General features: G+C 44.5%; 18 protein-coding genes. 17 read left to right on the forward strand and 1 reads right to left on the reverse strand.

The features are described 5' to 3' along the window. Positions 1–45 precede the first annotated feature (45 nt). Positions 46–759, reverse strand: a complete 714-nt coding sequence (gene flgA, locus CXF82_RS14065) for a flagellar basal body P-ring formation chaperone FlgA (protein WP_101092241.1) — start codon at positions 757–759, stop codon at positions 46–48. A gap of 285 nt (positions 760–1044) precedes the next feature. Between flgA and CXF82_RS14070 the strand changes: the two genes are divergently transcribed. From CXF82_RS14070 to fliD, 17 genes are all read left to right on the forward strand, one after another. Next, positions 1045–1965: a chemotaxis protein CheV gene (locus tag CXF82_RS14070; RefSeq protein ID WP_101092240.1), complete on the forward strand. Its 921-nt coding sequence runs from the start codon at positions 1045–1047 to the stop codon at positions 1963–1965. Positions 1966–2104: 139 nt separating this feature from the next. Beyond that, positions 2105–2938, forward strand: a complete 834-nt coding sequence (locus CXF82_RS14075; protein WP_101092239.1) for a CheR family methyltransferase — start codon at positions 2105–2107, stop codon at positions 2936–2938. A gap of 173 nt (positions 2939–3111) precedes the next feature. Beyond that, the gene (flgB, locus tag CXF82_RS14080; protein WP_101092238.1) at positions 3112–3510 is read left to right on the forward strand and encodes a flagellar basal body rod protein FlgB; all 399 of its coding nucleotides are present in this window, start codon (positions 3112–3114) and stop codon (positions 3508–3510) included. A gap of 2 nt (positions 3511–3512) precedes the next feature. Beyond that, positions 3513–3929, forward strand: a complete 417-nt coding sequence (gene flgC / locus CXF82_RS14085; protein ID WP_101092237.1) for a flagellar basal body rod protein FlgC — start codon at positions 3513–3515, stop codon at positions 3927–3929. Between the two features lie 25 nt (positions 3930–3954). Next, the gene (flgD, locus tag CXF82_RS14090; RefSeq protein ID WP_101092236.1) at positions 3955–4761 is read left to right on the forward strand and encodes a flagellar hook assembly protein FlgD; all 807 of its coding nucleotides are present in this window, start codon (positions 3955–3957) and stop codon (positions 4759–4761) included. A gap of 74 nt (positions 4762–4835) precedes the next feature. Next, positions 4836–6197, forward strand: coding sequence for a flagellar hook protein FlgE (gene flgE, locus CXF82_RS14095; protein WP_102044400.1), 1362 nt, complete (start codon positions 4836–4838; stop codon positions 6195–6197). Between the two features lie 198 nt (positions 6198–6395). Next, positions 6396–7139 carry a flagellar basal-body rod protein FlgF gene (gene flgF / locus CXF82_RS14100; protein ID WP_101092234.1) on the forward strand — a complete coding sequence of 248 codons (744 nt, stop codon included), beginning with the start codon at positions 6396–6398 and terminating at the stop codon, positions 7137–7139. A 10-nt stretch (positions 7140–7149) separates the two neighbouring features. Beyond that, positions 7150–7938, forward strand: coding sequence for a flagellar basal-body rod protein FlgG (flgG, locus tag CXF82_RS14105; protein ID WP_101092233.1), 789 nt, complete (start codon positions 7150–7152; stop codon positions 7936–7938). Between the two features lie 90 nt (positions 7939–8028). Then, a complete protein-coding gene (gene flgH, locus CXF82_RS14110; protein ID WP_101092232.1) occupies positions 8029–8703 on the forward strand; it encodes a flagellar basal body L-ring protein FlgH in 675 nt (224 codons plus the stop codon). Positions 8704–8831: 128 nt separating this feature from the next. After that, entirely contained in the window at positions 8832–9923 is a 1092-nt protein-coding gene (locus CXF82_RS14115) for a flagellar basal body P-ring protein FlgI (RefSeq protein WP_101092311.1), read from the forward strand. Between the two features lie 28 nt (positions 9924–9951). Further along, a complete protein-coding gene (flgJ, locus tag CXF82_RS14120) occupies positions 9952–10986 on the forward strand; it encodes a flagellar assembly peptidoglycan hydrolase FlgJ (RefSeq protein WP_102044401.1) in 1035 nt (344 codons plus the stop codon). Positions 10987–11029: 43 nt separating this feature from the next. Next, positions 11030–12682 (forward strand): flagellar hook-associated protein FlgK, encoded by a 1653-nt coding sequence (gene flgK / locus CXF82_RS14125; RefSeq protein ID WP_102044402.1) that lies wholly within the window; start codon positions 11030–11032, stop codon positions 12680–12682. 33 nt (positions 12683–12715) lie between these two features. Beyond that, the gene (flgL, locus tag CXF82_RS14130) at positions 12716–13918 is read left to right on the forward strand and encodes a flagellar hook-associated protein FlgL (protein ID WP_102044403.1); all 1203 of its coding nucleotides are present in this window, start codon (positions 12716–12718) and stop codon (positions 13916–13918) included. Between the two features lie 319 nt (positions 13919–14237). Further along, entirely contained in the window at positions 14238–15434 is a 1197-nt protein-coding gene (locus CXF82_RS14135) for a flagellin (RefSeq protein ID WP_102044404.1), read from the forward strand. A 499-nt stretch (positions 15435–15933) separates the two neighbouring features. Beyond that, on the forward strand, positions 15934–17127 hold the full coding sequence (locus tag CXF82_RS14140; protein ID WP_102044405.1) for a flagellin: 1194 nt from the start codon (positions 15934–15936) through the stop codon (positions 17125–17127). A 280-nt stretch (positions 17128–17407) separates the two neighbouring features. Next, on the forward strand, positions 17408–17860 hold the full coding sequence (locus tag CXF82_RS14145; RefSeq protein ID WP_102044406.1) for a flagellar protein FlaG: 453 nt from the start codon (positions 17408–17410) through the stop codon (positions 17858–17860). An 83-nt stretch (positions 17861–17943) separates the two neighbouring features. After that, positions 17944–19305 carry a flagellar filament capping protein FliD gene (gene fliD / locus CXF82_RS14150; RefSeq protein WP_102044407.1) on the forward strand — a complete coding sequence of 454 codons (1362 nt, stop codon included), beginning with the start codon at positions 17944–17946 and terminating at the stop codon, positions 19303–19305. Positions 19306–19452 lie beyond the last annotated feature (147 nt).

Raw genomic sequence — 19452 nt, forward strand, 5'->3', positions numbered from 1 at the left:
CTTACACATGCTATCGGCGCGATAACCGTTAACTTTAATGTTATTTTACATTCTTACTTCAACTTGGCCAACCGCAATGACTTTTGCGTTTAAGGTTTTATGTGAATGGCTGTTCTTAATCCGAATCTTGTCGCCTAAATTGCCATCATGTAATGCTTCGCCGACGGTTTTTATCTCGAAGTTTTGAGACCGTGCAATGATAGAGACAGTGTCGCCCTTACAAACAACGCACAGATGGTTATTAAAAATAGGTTGCTGTGGTGCGACTCGACGTTTAAGCCGCGCGCCGACCACTTGGCTTAATTGGTCAAACTGTTGACCTCGCAGCGTGCTTTGCTCGACATAGTCAATGGCTACATCGCTTTGTGAGATTAAATCGCCAGGGCCTAAGGTGGCTTTAGCCACCACTACCGGGTAGAGAATATCGACCCTTACCGATAAAAATATTTGCCATGGGTAACTCAAGTCTGGGCTGTCGCAGCTTATTTTGACCGTGTTGTTACGCCTTATTGCTCGATCGCTGGCTATTTCTGCTTTTATCGGCAGAAAGCAATTAGGCAAGCTGACGCGGGTATCTAATTTTTGCGGCGTGATATTGACCTTCGCTTTTTCTGGCGCTTCAATTTTTTCTTCAACTGCCGCTATAGCTAATCGAGAAATGGTCGATAAAGAGGGAACACTAGCAACCTGATTGGCATCTGCAATAGTGATTACAGGGAAATAAAGTACGGTAGAAAGTAACCAAAAATTTATTTTCATAATGAATACATTAGCTTGATTCGCTAGAATGCACCTAAGTCGTGTTAATTGTAGAATGTCGGTAGCGAACTCATTAAATCGTTGGGCGTCATAAAGTTGACTGATGTCGCAACGTTTGAATCAGATAGTGCTAACTAAGCAAGTAGTATGCCTAAATGTAGGGATGAATTTATATTGATCAGTATTGACAATATGGATGCGAAAGATCAACGAAATAAGCGTTAACTACACCTAAATTTAATCTTTTAGATTTAACCGATAAAAAGTAAGTACAAGGCAAATTTTATGTCGAACATTCTTGATTCAGTAAATAAGCGAACGCAATTGGTTGGGCAAAACCGACTTGAGTTATTGTTATTTAAACTTAATGGACGTCAACGATTCGGCATTAACGTATTTAAGGTAAAAGAGGTGCTGCAATGCCCTCCGTTAACAAGCTTACCTAGGCTTAACTCTAGTGTGCGTGGCATTGCCCATGTACGCGGCATGACCATTTCAGTGATTGATTTGAGTGCTGCAACAGGCGGCCGCCCAATTGAGAACATTGAGAACAGCTTTATTATCATTTCTGAGTACAACCGCAGTGTGCAGGGGTTCTTGGTCAGTTCGGTTGAACGTATTATTAATATGAACTGGGAAGCGATCATGCCGCCACCACAAGGCGCCGGACGTGGCTCATATTTGACGGCCGTGACAGAGATTGATAATGAGTTAGTGGAGATTTTGGATGTTGAGAAAATCTTAGATGAGATTTCACCCGTCAATACCAACATCAGTAAAGAGTTAGACGAGAAGCTGACAATCGATAGAAATAAGCATTATCACATTATGGTGATAGATGACTCATCGGTGGCCCGTAAACAGATTATTCGAGCGTTAGCCTCGCTTGATCTGCAAATCGATACTGCCAAAGATGGTAAAGAAGCATTAGAAAAGTTACGTGCAATAGCGGCGGAACTCGACGACGTGTCGACTGAAATTCCGTTGATTATTTCAGATATTGAAATGCCTGAAATGGATGGTTATACCCTCACCGCTGAAATACGTGATGATCCTAAGCTTAGAAACATCAAAGTGGTGTTACATACTTCGCTTAGTGGCGTGTTTAATCAGGCGATGGTGCAAAAAGTGGGCGCTAATGACTTTATTGCTAAGTTTAACCCTGATGAGTTAGCCGCCGCGGTAAACAAACATTTAAGTTTATAACGCGTAGGGCTAAGTTCACAGCAAAGCCAGCGGAAACCAAGTCTTGCTTGTGTTTCCGAGATGGCTAATGTATAACCCAGCGATTGTTGTAAAGTTGCGCCTTTTATGCGACTTGTTTTATTGATATTTAGGATACAGAGTGCCGAATAAATCACTTGCTGAAAACGAGTACCATCAGTTCAGACTGTTTTTAGAGCAGCACAGCGGTATTGTGCTCGGTGACAGCAAGCAATATCTTGTGCGCAGTCGATTGGCGCCGCTAATGGGCAAGTATAATCTTCCCTCTTTATCGGATGTTGTAAAGCATTCAATGAAACCCACAGAGCGTCAACTTCGCACTGAAGTTATCGATGCCATGACAACCAACGAAACCCTTTGGTTTCGCGACCGCTATCCTTTCGAGTTGCTGTTTAATTCCATTTTGCCCAATTACAGCCGACTCGGTCGACCGGTAAAAATATGGTCAGCTGCCTGTTCGTCGGGGCAAGAGCCGTATTCTTTAAGTATGACGATTCTGGAATATCAGCAGCGTAAACCTGGAACACTGCCCGGTGGAGCGAGTATATTGGCGACGGATCTCTCGCCGACGATGCTTGAGCGCTGTAAAAAAGCGGAGTATGACAATTTAGCGTTAGCCCGTGGTTTATCAGATGAACGAAAACGTCATTTTTTTGATGCATTGCCATCGGGTAATATGGTGATTAAGAACAATGTGAAGCAATTGGTTAATTTTCGAGCTCACAACTTGCTCGAAAATTATACCTTGCTCGGCAAGTTCGACATTATCTTTTGCCGCAATGTATTGATCTACTTCTCTCCAGAGGCAAAGCGGAAAATATTGCGGCAATTTGCTGCCGCACTGAACCCTAAAGGTATTCTTTTCTTGGGTGCGTCAGAGTCTATTGCCGGTTTGTCTGATGAGTTTGATATGGTGCGTTGTAATCCTGGCATCTATTACCAAAAACGAACTTAAGCTTATTGTTGTGGGTGTTGAAGTGCAATCAACGCATTTTTGACACCCTGTTTATCCGCATCATCCCGCCGTTATAGCGCTCCCCCCTAAGTAAATCGTCTATTTTCATTCTTTTAGACTAATTTGGCACACCAATTGCTTTATTCTAGCTATCGAGCTGAGGAGGCAATTTTATGGCGATTAATTTTGATAGTGCATTAGGCGTTCATCAGTACACTTTGGGCGTACGCTCTCAACGTGCAGAGGTCCTATCTTCAAATATTGCCAATGCCGACACACCAAACTATAAAGCCCGCGATGTTGATTTTGCTAAAGCGATGAATTCAGCGCAGTCACGTCAATCGGGCTTGTCCATGACCAAGAGCGATAGCAAGCACTTCGATTTAGCCGCGTTAACGCAGCAAAATGTCGCTTATCGGGTACCGAATCAGCCAGACACCGGTGACGGTAATACAGTAGACATTCAAGAGGAGCAATCAGCCTTCATGAAAAATGCCCTTGAGTATCAAATGTCACTCGGTTTTCTCGACAGCAAGTTTTCAGGCATGAAAAAAGCGATTAGAGGCGAATAATTATGAGTTTATTTAATATTTTTAACGTCGCAGGTTCGGGTATGTCGGCGCAATCGGTCAGACTCAATACCACGGCCAGTAATATTGCCAACGCAGACTCTGTATCTAGCAGTGTGGGTAAGACCTATCGTGCTCGCCATCCTATTTTTGAAGCTGAAATGAACCAAGCTCAACAGCATCAAAGTGCTTCACAAGCCGTTGCCGTTAAGGGAATTGTAGAAAGCGACTTACCGTTAAATAAAGAATACTCGCCAGGTCATCCAATGGCCGACACTGATGGCTTTATCTATAAGCCCAATGTCAATGTGATGGAGGAGATGGCCGACATGATCTCTGCCTCTCGCTCATATCAGATGAATGTACAAGTGACTGAAGCTGCAAAATCGATGCTTCAGCAAACCCTTAGAATTGGTAAATAAACTCAGTGAAAGCTGGAGGTAAATTTTGAGCCTTATTAATCCGCTCAATAACACGCAATCTGCAACAGGCCAGCCACAAAGTGCTAGCACTGTTACGCCGCAAGCTGCGACGCAGACGACGGTACAAAGTAACGCGGCAGCAACGTCGACTCCGACAACGGGTAATCCGTTTTTAGACAGTTTGCGTTTGCCTGCAGAAAATTCAATACCTGAAGCCAATAGTCAGGACTTATCGCAAGAAGATTTCTTCTCGCTGTTGAGTCAACAGTTGTCGATGCAAGATCCGTTTAAGCCAGTCGACAATGATCAAATGATCCAACAGATGGCATCGTTCTCGACCGTTGACGGTATTAGCAAGCTTAACGAAGAGATTGTTAACCTCAATGCGCTAACGACATCAAGCCAAGCCTTGCAAGCGTCAGGTCTGGTTGGGCAAAAAGTACTTATCCCATCGGATACCGGCTATATCTCAGCTGAAGAGCCGGTCATAAAGGGTGTCGTCAGTACGCCTGAAACGATTAAAGACTTAACCGTTCGCGTCGAAGATGAATCTGGTCAGCTGATATCTACTTTTCAAGTGGATGGCAGTGCGGGCGGCAACGTTGAGGTGACTTGGGACGGTATGGGTAAAAATGGCGAGCCTGTTGCTGAAGGGAGTTACACCCTAAAAGTCACGGGTAAAGTCGATGGCAAGAGTGAAGAATTACCCGTTTCAACTTACGCTCACGTCACGAGCGTGTCGTTAGGGACAGCAGCTACCGGCGCTATTTTGAATTTGCGCGGCGTTGGCGGTATTAAGATTAGTGATGTATTAGCGGTGTCAGAATCGTAAACGCACGACAGATATTAATAAGAGAGGCAGATAAACCTCTCCTAAAACGAATTGAACAAGGATAGAGGTGAACTATGTCATTTAACATTGCTCTGAGCGGTATATCTGCTGCGCAAAAAGATCTCAATACAACCGCAAACAATATCGCTAACGTTAACACCACTGGTTTTAAAGAATCACGTGCTGAGTTTGCCGATGTTTACGCGACCTCTATTTTTGCTAATAGCAAAACAACCGTCGGTGGCGGTGTTGCAACCAGCCAGGTGGCGCAGCAGTTCCAGCAAGGTAGCTTACAATTTACCAATAACTCACTTGATATGGCGATTAACGGCGGTGGTTTCTTCGTCACTTCATCAGAAGTTGGATCACAAGATCATTCATTTACTCGTGCGGGGGCGTTTAAGTTTGACTCAAACAACTACATGGTTGATTCAGCAGGTAACTTTCTGCAAACCTTCCCGGTTGATAAAGATGGCAACTCAACATCAGTGAGTTTGACCACCACGCAGCCAGTCAAAATTCCGGATACGGCAGGTAGCCCAGTAAAAACTGAAAATATTGGTATGCAGATGAACTTGAATGCGGGAGATAAGACATTTAGTCCAGCAGATTTCAACCCCGATGACCCTGATACATTCAACAATTCAACGTCAGTCACCATGTATGATTCATTAGGTGAGCCACATGTTATGACAAGCTATTTTGTTCGCCCACCCAATGCGGCGCACACTGGCGAAAGTAACTGGGTTGCATTTTACGCAGTTGATGGCAAAAAAGTGAATGTCGACCCTGCTGCAGGCACTTATAATGTTGATAATAGTGGTGATGGTACGATAGATGGCACGGCACCGGCTGAAACCGCGGGTGGCTGGAAAGGCGCTGCAATCTCTTTTAACGATACGGGTGGATATGAGGGGAGTGATCCTGCAACCATTAAGACTGAAGCCCTCGGAGTTGGCGGCGCCAATGTTCTCGGCGCTGGCGCTGATGGTACGCAAACATTAAACCTTAAGTTTAATCAACCTACTCAATATGCATCACCATTTGAAGTAACGGAATTAACCCAAGACGGAACTACCGTAGGTCGTTTAACTAACGTTGAAGTAGGGGCCGATGGCCTTGTTAACGCGAGTTACAGTAATGGTTCAACAGTGCCATTGGCACGGGTAGCATTAGTTCGCTTTGCCAACGAGCAGGGCTTATCACAAGCGGGTAATACCTCTTGGAAAGCGAGCATTGATTCGGGGCCAGCATTAGCGGGTGAGGCAAACAGTGGCACTTTTGGTGGCATTCGTTCTTCAGCACTAGAGCAATCTAACGTGGATTTGACCACCGAGTTGGTTGACCTTATCTCTGCACAGCGTAACTTCCAAGCTAACTCGAGAACGCTGGAAGTCAACAATACGCTACAACAAACCATACTGCAGATCCGATAATCATTAAGGTCTATTAACGCGGTTTTTAGCCGCGTTATACGTTTACACGTTGCCGCCACGGCAACGTGTTTCCTCTTTTAGTCCCATTGTTTATATTCTTGCTGCAACTCTCTCTTTTTATATCCCATTGCAACACTTACATTTCTGGCACGATGCTTGCTATCTAATACGTTAGACGGAAGTTTGACGGAGCGTTAAGTGGACAAGTTACTCTATGTCGCCATGAGCGGCGCGAAACAGAATATGAATGCGTTGGCTATCAGTGCCAACAATTTGGCAAATGCTAGTACTGACGGATTTAAATCGGATTTCGCTCAGGCGCGTTCGATGCAAGCCTTTGGTGAAGGTTTGCCAACGCGCGTGTTCGCCATGACCGAAAACCCGTCAGCTGACTTTGCCAGTGGTCCGATGAAAACCACCGGTAGAAATCTAGATATTGCCGTAAAAGGTGATGGCTGGATTGCGGTTCAAGCCGCAGATGGTAGCGAAGCATACACTCGTTCAGGTAGCTTAAGCTTCGATACCACTGGCGTTTTACGCAATGATAGAGGCACGGCTGTGATGGGTGACAATGGCCCCATCGTGTTGCCACTGCCTATCGAAAAAATTGAAATATCGCAAGATGGCATTATCTCTGTCCGCCCATCGGGTGCCACAGCTGAGGTTATTGAAGAGGTGGGCCGTATTAAGTTGGTCAAGCCTGGTAATGAAAATATGATGCGTGGCCAAGATGGTTTATTCCGTCAAATATCGGGTCAAGTAGCCGCCGCAGATCCTAGCGTTGGGTTACTTAGCGGTGCTGTTGAAGGCAGTAACGTTAATGCAGTACATGAAATGGTATCGATGATTGACATACAACGTCAGTTTGAGATGCAGGTCAAGATGATGAAGACAGCAGAAGAAATCGATAAAGCTTCCGCCTCATTAATGCGCATAAGCTAGGAGAAAGACTATGCATCCCGCTTTATGGATAAGTAAGACTGGTTTAGACGCTCAGCAAACTGACATTGCTGTAATTTCAAACAACGTGGCCAACGCCAGCACCATTGGTTTTAAAAAGAGCCGTGCCGTTTTTGAAGATCTGCTCTATCAAAACGTGAATCAAGCGGGTGGTATTAGTGCGTCAAATACCAAATTGCCCAATGGTTTGAACATCGGCGCGGGTACTAAAGTGGTGGCGACTCAAAAAGTCTTTACCCAAGGCAACATGCTGACGACCGATAACTCGTTAGACTTGATGGTCGAAGGTCCTGGTTTTTTCGAAGTGCAGATGCCAGACGGCACTGCGGCTTATACTCGCACCGGTCAATTTAGCTTGGATGACACAGGACAAATTGTAACGCCAGGTTCGGGTTATGTGGTGCAACCTGCCATTACCATCCCTGATGATGCCAGCAGTATTACGGTATCGGCTGAAGGCGAAGTGTCGGTTAAAACCCCAGGTAATGCTGAAAACCAAGTGGTTGGCCAGCTTTCAATGTCTGACTTTATTAACCCTGCAGGCCTGGATCCTATGGGGCAAAACCTTTATATGGAAACCGGAGCCAGCGGCACGCCTATCCAAGGTACGGCATCCCTTGATGGGATGGGCGCTATTCGCCAAGGCGCATTAGAAACCTCAAACGTTAACGTAACAGAAGAGCTGGTGAACTTGATTGAAAGTCAGCGGATCTACGAGATGAACTCCAAGGTTATCTCTGCGGTTGATCAGATGTTGTCGTACGTGAACCAGAATTTGTAAGCGTAAAATCAGTTTAAGTGGCTTATTCGCCACTGTTAATTTCAACGTATATGGCACTCAATATGCCTTAAATGTGAAGAGAGTTTTTGTATGAGTCGTTACTGGATGTTAATCGTTATTGCTGCGCTTTCAGGTTGTAGTTCAACCAATGGAAAGCCGATTGCTGACGATCCGTATTACGCACCGGTTTACCCTGAAGCGCCGCCAACAAAAATTGCCGCAACCGGGTCTATGTATCAAGACAGCCAAGCCTCAAGCCTTTATTCAGACATTAAGGCATTGAAAGTGGGCGATATTATTACCGTAATACTGATGGAATCGACTCAAGCTAAAAAGAGTGCCAATAACGAAATTAAAAAAGGTACTGATCTGTCTCTTGACCCGATTTATGCAGGCGGCGGTAACGTTACCATCGGGGGTAAACCCATCGATTTACGTTATAAAGACAGCATGAACACTAAGCGAGAATCAGACGCAGACCAAAGCAACAGCTTGTCGGGCAGTATTTCTGCAAACGTGATGAAAGTACTCAATAACGGCAACTTAGTTATTCGTGGTGAGAAGTGGATAAGCATTAATAACGGCGATGAGTTTGTGCGTATTACTGGCATTGTGCGTGCCCAAGACATTCGTCCTGATAACACCATCGACTCGCCGCGAGTGGCAAATGCTCGTATCCAATACAGCGGAACGGGTACGTTTGCCGAAGTACAAAAAGTGGGATGGCTCAGTTCATTCTTTATGGGGAGCTGGTGGCCATTTTAGGTCGTCATTGATAACTCATAACAACAATAATAAGCCAAGGTGCCGCGCGGACTGCGACATTTAACCGCCTGTGAGGGCAGCTGTGGAGCGACAATAAGCTCGCTTACATTAGCTAAGGACTTTTCATGATGAAAATAAAACTGGCATTACTTTGTGCGATATTAGTGATTGCCTCACCGGTACAGGCGCAGCGCATTAAAGATATAGCCAATGTCCAAGGGGTACGAAGTAACCAATTGATTGGTTATGGCTTAGTGGTTGGCTTACCTGGCACCGGCGAAAAGACACGCTATACCGAGCAAACATTTAAAACCATGTTGAAGAACTTTGGTATTAATTTGCCGGATAATTTCAGACCTAAAATTAAAAACATCGCCGTGGTTGCGGTGAGTGCCAACATGCCACCCTTTATCAAACCTGGGCAGACCTTAGACATTGCAGTGTCAAGTTTAGGTGAAGCTAAGAGTTTACGTGGCGGCATGCTACTACAGACCTTCCTTAGAGGGATCGATGGTAATGTGTATGCGATTGCGCAGGGCAGCATGGTTGTGAGTGGCTTTAGTGCTGAGGGGCTCGATGGCTCTAAAGTTATCCAAAATACCCCCACCGTTGGCCGTATTCCTAATGGCGCGATTATTGAACGTACGGTTGCTACGCCATTTTCGACAGGTGATTACCTCACCTTTAACCTCCGTCGTGCTGATTTTTCAACGGCTAAAAGATTGTCAGACGCAATCAATGACTTATTAGGCCCTGGTATGGCAAGACCGCTCGATGCTGCGTCTGTGCAAGTGAGTGCGCCACGTGATGTATCACAACGAGTGTCATTTCTAGCCACGCTTGAAAATATCGAAATCGAACCAGCTGAAGAGTCAGCCAAAGTGATTGTTAATTCAAGGACGGGCACCATTGTCGTCGGGCAAAACGTCAAATTATTGCCAGCTGCGGTCACTCATGGTGGCTTGACAGTGACGATTGCCGAAGCAACTCAAGTTTCTCAACCTAATCCATTCGGCAATGGTCAAACCGTAGTCACTTCCGATAGCACCATTGATGTTTCTGAAGATGATAGTCGCATGTTTATGTTTAACCCTGGCACCACGCTAGATGAGTTAGTACGGGCGGTTAACCTCGTTGGGGCAGCACCTTCAGATGTACTGGCAATACTTGAAGCGTTAAAGATGGCAGGCGCTTTGCATGGTGAACTGATAATAATCTAAAAATTGTCGGTTTGAGTGGGAATGAGTCATGGATAAGTTGTCGAATGCATCGCAATTTTTGGATCTGGGGGGATTAGACTCACTCAGATCCAAAGCCCAGAAAGGTGAAAACAGTGCGCTAAAAGAAGTGGCGCAACAGTTTGAAGGTATTTTTGTACAGATGCTAATGAAGAGCATGCGAGATGCTAATGCTGTGTTTGAATCCGACAGCCCGATGAACAGCCAATACACCAAATTTTACGAGCAGATGCATGATCAGCAGATGTCTTTGAACCTCTCAGGCCAAGGCATGCTCGGATTAGCTGACTTGATGGTACAACAACTCGACCCTACTAACAGTCCAATGACACCGGCCTCAGTATTAAGAGGTGACAGTGACAGTTCCGCTAGATCCAATGGTTTTACACTCGATAACGGCCATGCGATGCAGATGCCAACCTCACGCACGACCGCAAGTTCACCCTTGGGTCTTGGCACTAGTGTTAGCGTCGCGCCGCAAACATTAGATTCTCTTTTAAGTGGCAAGATTTTGCCGTCGGCAGCACTGAATGTCGACAAGTCACAAGCAGACTTTACCAGTCAAGATGAATTCGTGAGTCGTTTATACCCCCATGCTGAAAAAGCCGCTAAACAATTAGGCACCACACCTGAAGTGCTCATCGCACAATCAGCACTGGAAACCGGTTGGGGCCAGAAAATGGTCAAGGGCGTTGCTGGACAGCAAAGTAATAATTTATTCAATATCAAAGCTGACAACCGCTGGCAGGGCGACAAAGCCCAGGTTAATACACTGGAGTACGAGCAAGGCATAGCGGTCAAGCAAAAGGCAGATTTTAGAGTGTATGACGATATAGGTCAGAGCTTTAACGATTTTGTGTCATTTGTCTCCAATAGCGAACGTTACCAAGACGCGATGAAAAAGGCCGCTAATCCACAAGCCTTTGTGCAGTCACTGCAAGATGCGGGTTACGCCACTGATCCAAAGTATACCGATAAAGTAATGCAGGTAATGAAAACAATCACTCGAGATTTTAAAGAAGTTTTACAAGGGGTTAAGCAATGATAAACCCAATTTTGCAACCGTTTGTAATGGGGAGTTGTAAATAATGTCAATGGACTTGCTGAGCATTGCTCGCACCGGGGTGCTAGCGTCACAATCTCAACTGGCGATTACCAGTAACAATATCGCCAATGCGAATACCGATGGCTACAACCGTCAGGTTGTTTCACAATCGAGCCTAGAGTCACAGAGAATGGGCAGCGAATTTTATGGTGCGGGTACTTATGTCTCTGACGTAAAACGCGTTTATAACGATTACGCCGCGCGTGAGTTGCGTATAGGTCAAACGGCGGTAAGTGAAGCTCAAACCACTTACAGCAAAATGTCTGAGCTCGACCAACTGTTTTCTCAAATCGGCTCGGCTGTCCCGGCATCGCTAAACAGTTTTTTTGCGGGCATAAACAGCTTGGCAGATATTCCTGACGATTTGGGGCTGCGTGACTCTCTACTGACCAATGCCAATCAGTTGGCTAATAACGTTAATCAGATGCAGCAGCATCTTGATGGACAAATGAGTCAAAGCAACGATCAAATCTCGGCTGTCACAGACCGTATCAATGAGATCAGTAATGAACTTGGCAATTTAAACCGTGAGCTAATGAAGTCTCAGGGTCAAGATATGCAGTTGCTTGATAAACAAGACGCACTGATCCTTGAGCTTAGTGAATATGCTGAAGTGAATGTTGTGCCATTAGAATCTGGCGCTAAGAGTGTAATGCTTGGTGGTTCAATCATGCTGGTGTCTGGTGAAGTATCAATGCAAATTGGTACAAAACCGGGGGATCCTCACGGGCAGGAGCTGCAAATAACCGCTTCTGCGGGTGGCAAGAGTTTAGTGGTTGATGCGTCAAAAGTCGGCGGGCAGTTGGGGGCGTTGGTTGACTACCGTGATGACACCTTGATCCCTGCACAGCTTGAGCTCGGTCAATTTGCGCTTGGCGTTGCGGATGCATTTAATCAGGCGCAGTCTCAAGGTTTTGATCTCAATGGCCAAGTAGGCGCTAATATCTTTACCGATATCAACGACCCTTCAATGCAACTCGGCCGGGTCGGCGCGCTATCAACCAATACCGGTAATGCTAATTTGAGTGTCAATATTGATGATGTTGGCTCACTTACCGGCAGCAGCTATGAGCTAAGTCTTTCTGCCACATCTCAATATGAACTTAAAGATAGCAATACTGGCAAAGTCACCACGCTGACCGTTAACGGTAATACGCTTGAAGGTGCAGACGGTTTTAGTATTGATATCGCCAGTGGCGTGATGTCGCCGGGCGACAAATTTGAAATTCGCCCCACCTCAAGTGCAGCCTCGGCGTTATCGGTCACCATGACCGACGGCAAAGGTATTGCTGCCGCAGGGACAAGTCCTGCCGCAGACGGCGATAACAGTAACCTAATCAATATGGCCAAGTTAAACGAAACCAAAATGATGAACGGCGGTAAAACCACCCTCACGGATGTTTTTGAAAATACCAAACTCGATATTGGCGGTAAGACCAAGTCAGCCGAAATATCAGTGGGCTCAGCAGGGGCGATTTACAACCAAGCCTATACCCGAGTTCAAAGTGTGTCAGGGGTCAATCTTGATGAAGAAGCGGCTAATTTAATGCGCTTTCAGCAATCCTATCAAGCGTCGGCGCGGATAATGACTACCGCGACGGAAATATTTAATACTTTGTTTAGCGCACTGCGCTAACACGGTATTAAAAAGTAGAGAAAGGACAATACGATGAGAATCTCAACGGCGCAAATGTTTAACCAAACTACCACCAACGTGATGAAAAGCCAGTCAGCGACGAGCAAAATCATGGAGCAGCTGGCAACCGGTAAAAAGGTCAACACGGCGGGTGATGATCCCGTTGCCGCTATCGGCATCGATAATCTTAAACAGCAGGGCGCTGTGGTCGATCAGTTTCTAAAGAACATTGATTACGCCTCAAATCGTTTGGCTGTTAGCGAAAGTAAAATAGGTAATGCTGAAAATGTCGTTTCCAGCATGCGAGAGCAAATGCTCCGCTCAGTAAACGGCACATTGAGAGATTCCGATCGGCAAACAATTGCCGATGACATGCGTGGCAGCCTCGAAGAGCTACTCTCTATTGCCAATAGTAAAGATGAATCCGGTAATAGCTTATTTGCTGGCTTTAAAACCAATTCAGAACCTTTTGCTTTTGACAACAATGGCAAGGTGGTTTACAGCGGCGACTCTGGTGTACGAGATTCCGTTGTGGCTTCAGGCGTAACTGTTGGCAGCAATATTGCGGGTGATAGCGTCTTTATGAACGCCGCTAATTCCACTGGTGATTACAGCGTCAATTATTCGTCGACACAGCAAGGTAAGTTTAGTGTCGAAAGCGCCAAAATTACCGATTCAAGTTTACCAGTGACCGGGAATTATACTTTTGATTTTGCTGATAATGGCGCTGGCGGCCTCGATCTCAATGTGACTGACTCAGCTGGGGCAGTGACTACCATTCCAAATTTTGATGTCACCAATCCTGTAACCGTTGATGGCATTGAGCTGCAGCTTAAAGGTGCGCCTGTTGCAGGTGATACATTTGAGTTAACGCCTGAACAAAACTCCAACATGTTCGATACCTTAAACAGCGCGATAGCGCTGCTTGAAGACGGAAGTAAATTGAATACTCCGCAAGGCCAAGCGGAAATGGCACAGTTATTGAATAACGTTAGCAGCGGACAAGAACAGATGGCAAGCAGCCGCAGTGTGGCAGGCAATAGTTTAAAGAGCTTAGAAAACTATACCAGCACACACAAAGAGGAGCAGCTGGTTAACCAATCGGCATTGTCTTTGCTTGAAGACTTAGATTACGCCGAAGCGATAACCGAGTTTGAAAAACAACAGATGTCGCTCAACGCGGTATCAAGTGTGTTTAGTAAAGTCGGCTCGATGTCGTTGTTCGACTATATATAAGCCTTTAAATGTTAGTGCGTGTAAGCAGAATGTAAGAAAAACTTTCGGTTTGATACAAATTGGCACAGAAAAAGCATTATAAATTTCAGTTTTAAAGTATTTACGACACAAGACAGAAAATTGACAGTTAAGCTATTGGTAATGTTAATTAAAAGTGATTAGCAATGACATGGCAACTGAGTCAAATAAAAGTCAAATAAAAAACTATTTGCCGTTATCAACGGCGTTGAATTATACGAATTCAGTTTGAATATTGAAATATTAACAATTTTAGCCAAGTAACCAATCTTGGCAAACCCACTAAGAAGAGGATTACACCATGGCTATTAGCGTTAATACTAACGTCACATCAATGAAAGCTCAGAGCAGTTTAAACAGCGCTGGCAGCAATCAAAAAACGTCAATGGAACGCTTGGCTTCAGGTCTACGCATTAACAGTGCAAAAGATGATGCCGCTGGTCTACAAATATCTAACCGTATGACCAGTCAAATTAATGGTATCGGTGTCGCCATGCGTAATGCCAATGACGGTATCTCTATCGCACAAACCGCTGAAGGTGCGATGCAGGAATCAACCAACATCTTGCAGCGTATGCGTGATTTGTCACTGCAATCAGCTAACGGTTCAAACTCTGCTGATGACCGCGGCGCAATGCAAAAAGAGATGACTTCTCTACAAGCGGAACTAACTCGAATTTCGGATACCACCTCGTTTGGTGGCCAGAAGTTACTTGACGGTAATTATGGTACTCAAAATTTCCAAGTTGGTTCTAACGCGAACGAGACCATCTCACTGACGTTGTCTGATATTTCCGCAGATAAAATTGGTACTTCTGGTAAAACAGTTGCTGGTGCATTAAGTGCTGCCAATATCACAGCAATGACTACCGACAATACAGGTGCTGATGGTGTTGGTGCCACGATGACATTTGCTTATACAGCCAAAGATGCGACAGCAACAAGTTTAACTGTAGCTGTCGATACCAGTTGGACTGAGGCTGAGTTAGCGGCAAATATAACCACCGCATTGGATGGGACGGGCATAACGGCAGCGGTTGATACTGCAGGTACAGGCATAGAATTTGGTGGTGTGGGTAATAATGGTGATGCAATCACTATGGCTATCATGGATGATGCAGGTACTCCTGCCGCTGTTACGCCAGGGACAGCTTTAACGATAGCTGCTGATAATAGTAAGATAGTGTCAGTCAATGACATAGACCTTGGAACAGAAGTGGGTGCACAATCTGCCATTAGTGTGATTGATTCTGCAATTTCACAAATCGATAGCCAACGTGCTGATTTAGGTGCGGTGCAAAACCGGATGAACTTTACCATCAATAACTTGAGTAACGTACAGTCTAACGTATCTGACGCACGTAGCCGTATTCAAGATGTCGATTTTGCTAAAGAAACTGCCGAGCTAACGAAGCAGCAAATCCTATCACAAACCTCTTCTGCAATGCTTGCACAGGCTAACCAGTTGCCACAAGCTGCATTGTCACTATTAGGTTAATACTTTTAGGCGTCAATTAGGCTGGCATAGCGCTAGCCCCATGTATGTTGCTGTTTTAATATTTATTACCGCGCAAAAAGCTTCGATATTACTATCGAAGCTTTTTCATTTTTAAGCGCGAATGTGTCAAACATATTTACTAACCCAGTAATTTAAAAGCTTTTCACTGCCGCTTTATATTAATAAAGTCTCCCACTACAGCTCATAGCTCACCCAAGCGATTGTTTATTCGCCCGTTAGATTCTGATTACCGATCTGCCCTTAAGCATTATAGATACTAAACTCACTAATTTAATTAATATCACGATCAACTCAAGATGTTGATTTATAATGTTTTATTATTTTTTCGTGCTAAATCTAAAATAAATGCTAAAGGTTAAAAAGAACGTGCCGTTATAGATACTGTAACCAACATGATTCGCCTGGCTTTAGAAAGACAGGCACTAATATAAGTACTGTTGTTAGGTACTGTCTAAAGCAAGGTAATAAGGAATTAATAATGGCTATTTCAGTAAATACGAACGTCACTTCAATGAAAGCGCAAAGTAACTTAAACAGCGCCGGCAGCAATCAAAAAATCTCAATGGAACGTTTAGCATCGGGTATGCGCATTAACAGTGCGAAAGATGATGCTGCAGGTCTACAGATTTCTAACCGTATGACAAGCCAAATCAACGGTATTGGTGTTGCAATGCGTAATGCTAACGACGGTATCTCAATTGCACAAACCGCTGAAGGTTCAATGCAAGAGTCTACTAATATTTTGCAACGTATGCGTGACTTATCACTGCAATCAGCTAACGGTTCAAACTCTGCTGATGACCGTGGCGCGATGCAAAAAGAGATCACTTCTCTGAATGCTGAGTTAACTCGTATTTCTGATACTACCTCGTTTGGTGGCCAGAAGTTACTTGACGGTAATTATGGTACTCAAAATTTCCAAGTTGGTTCTAACGCGAACGAGACCATCTCTCTGACGTTGTCTGATATTTCAGCAGATAAAATTGGTACTTCTGGTAAAACAGTTGCTGGTGCATTAAGTGCTGCCAATATCACAGCAATGACTACCGACAATACAGGTGCTGATGGTGTTGGTGCCACGATGACATTTGCTTATACAGCCAAAGATGCGACAGCAACAAGTTTAACTGTAGCTGTCGATACCAGTTGGACTGAGGCTGAGTTAGCGGCAAATATAACCACCGCATTGGATGGGACGGGCATAACGGCAGCGGTTGATACTGCAGGTACAGGCATAGAATTTGGTGGTGTGGGTAATAATGGTGATGCAATCACTATGGCTATCATGGATGATGCAGGTACTCCTGCGGCTGTTACGCCAGGCACAGCTTTAACGATAGCTGCTGATGATTCTAAAGTCGTTTCAGTCAATGACATCGACCTTACAACAGAGGTTGGCGCACAATCTGCTATTAGCGTGATTGATGACGCAATTTCTCAAATAGACAGCCAGCGTGCTGATTTGGGTGCTGTTCAGAATCGCATGAACTTTACCATTAATAACTTAAGTAATATTCAGACTAACGTGTCTGATGCTCGTAGCCGTATTCAAGATGTCGATTTTGCTAAAGAAACTGCCGAGCTAACTAAGCAGCAGATTCTGTCACAAACGTCATCAGCAATGCTTGCACAGGCTAACCAGTTGCCACAAGCTGCATTGTCACTGTTATAAGTCTTAAGATAACTTATTAAGTCGCAGTAAGGTTTGACCTTATGTTGATAATAGTAGTTAAGAGTATTTAGCTAATTGATTAAAGGGAGAGTCGGTAACGACGCTCCCTTTATTGTTTTAATGAGTAGAATTTAAAAAAGCAGGTGATTAGTTTAATTGTAGATAGCGGTTTGAGATAGGAAGTTGTTTAACATATTGTGATATCAATGGAATCTAATGATTACTTAGTGCTTCCTGCGATCAAACCGACTTATAATAATGAAAGACAGGAGTGGTAAAAATGGAACTTAACTTAAACAGCTCTGTGGCCCCTATAGCTGTTGATACAACTAAAGTTCACAATCAGTTACCAAGTGAAGAGCAAGAGTCGAGTCATACGTTAGCAAGCACAGAAACAGTCAATAAGCTGCAAGATGGCAATACCGTTAATATCATTGAGCAATCCGCAAAAGCGGAAGAGTTAGCGAAGCTTGAAGAGGCAGAACAAGCGACTGAGACACCTGAAGAGATGGAAGAGGTTGCGGCCAAACTTTCGGATATGATGGCCATGTTACGCAAAGGACTCACCTTTAAGGTCGATGATTCTCTAGGGACCCAAGTTGTTAGTGTACTTGATATCGACACTGGTGAATTGATAAGGCAAATCCCTAATGAAGAAGCATTAGAGTTGGCCATTAAATTGCATGAAAAAATGGCAGAGATGGATGGCATATTGATGTCGACGCAAGTGTAGTGAGTTTTTTGGCTGTTTAAGTACATAAAGATAGTTAGAATAATGGTTTTTTTGATTTTTTGTATTAGCGTATTGAGGTTGTCATGGGATTAACATCGGTTGGTATTGGTTCAGGAATGGACATTAATGGCATTGTATCTGCGTTGGTGCAATCTGAAAGTGCGCCTAAAGTAGCTCAATTTGACGCTGATGAAGGCAAGATTAATACCCAGATATCAGCAATGGGTGCACTCAAAAGTGCATTAACCGATTTTCAAGACAGCCTAGAAAAACTAACGGACCCAGATACCTTTATAGCGCGTAAGGTTAAACTCTCAAATAGTAGCTTTATTAGCGCAACGGCGGATGCAAATGCAGTCCCTGGTAGTTACAAAGTTGAAGTAGAGCAGTTAGCCGAGAGTCAAAAACTTGGCTCTGCTCCTGTTACTGATGCGACCGCTGCATTGGGTGAGGGCTCATTAACTTTTGGCGTCGCTGGTGAAGACTTTACCGTAGCCGTTGAAGCGGGCGATTCGCTTGAAAAAGTGATGCAGAAAATCAATGATGCTGAAGATAACGTTGGCGTTACGGCCACTATCATCAACGGTGACAATGGTCCACAGTTAGTGATGACATCGGATAAAACCGGCACTGATAACCTGATTACAGTAACAGCTGCAGATACTGACGGTGGCACGGGCTTAGTTGATACTTTTACCATGACCGAGTTAAGTACTGCTAAAGATGCAGTACTTTATGTTGACGGCCTTAAGGTGACCTCAAGCAGTAATACCGTTGAAAACGTGATTACTGGTGTTAGCTTAACGTTATCAGATGCCGATCTGACTAAAAGCACTCAATTAACCATTTCAGCGGACTCTGACAGCGTTGAGAAAAGCATTGAAGGCTTCGTAGAATCTTATAACGCCTTGATGAAAACGGTTTCTGATTTATCAGGTTATAACGCCGAAACGAAAAAAGCGGGGATTTTGCAAGGCGACTCGATGATCCGCAGTATTCAGAGTCAGTTGCGTGGGGTTTTGTCGAGTAGTTTTGATTCTGAAGACGGTGCAACTATGTTAGCCAATATTGGGGTTAAAACTACTCAACAAGGCACATTGGAGATTGACGAGAAGATCCTCGACAAAGCACTTGAAAATGACATGACACAAATTAAGGATATGTTTAGCGCCGAGGATACGGGGCTGGCAGCCAGGCTTGATAGCTTAGCCGAGACCTATGTAAAAAAAGGTGGCACTCTCGATAGTCGTGACGAGACCTTAGATAATCAAATAACCCGTATTACCGATAGTCGCGAGCAACTGACTCGTAAAATGGTCTCCTATGAAGCGAGATTGTTAAAGCAGTTTAATGCGATGGATTTGATCGTTGCTGGTTTGAGTGCGCAATCTACCGATTTGACCGCTCGCTTAGCGTCACTCCCTGGCGTAGTACCAAAAAAATAGCAGTGAATTAGCATTTAAGGAGTGGCTCAATTACGAGACTCCTTCAAGTTCGATAATCTCCTTACGCAAACGACCATGTTAATCAGTGTCCCCAGTGGAAATACTGGCTTTAGCGACTACCAATATCAGTGACCTTTGAAGTGAAGA

Origin of the sequence: Shewanella sp. GutDb-MelDb (assembly GCF_002836075.1) — a bacterium.
GTDB lineage: Bacteria > Pseudomonadota > Gammaproteobacteria > Enterobacterales > Shewanellaceae > Shewanella.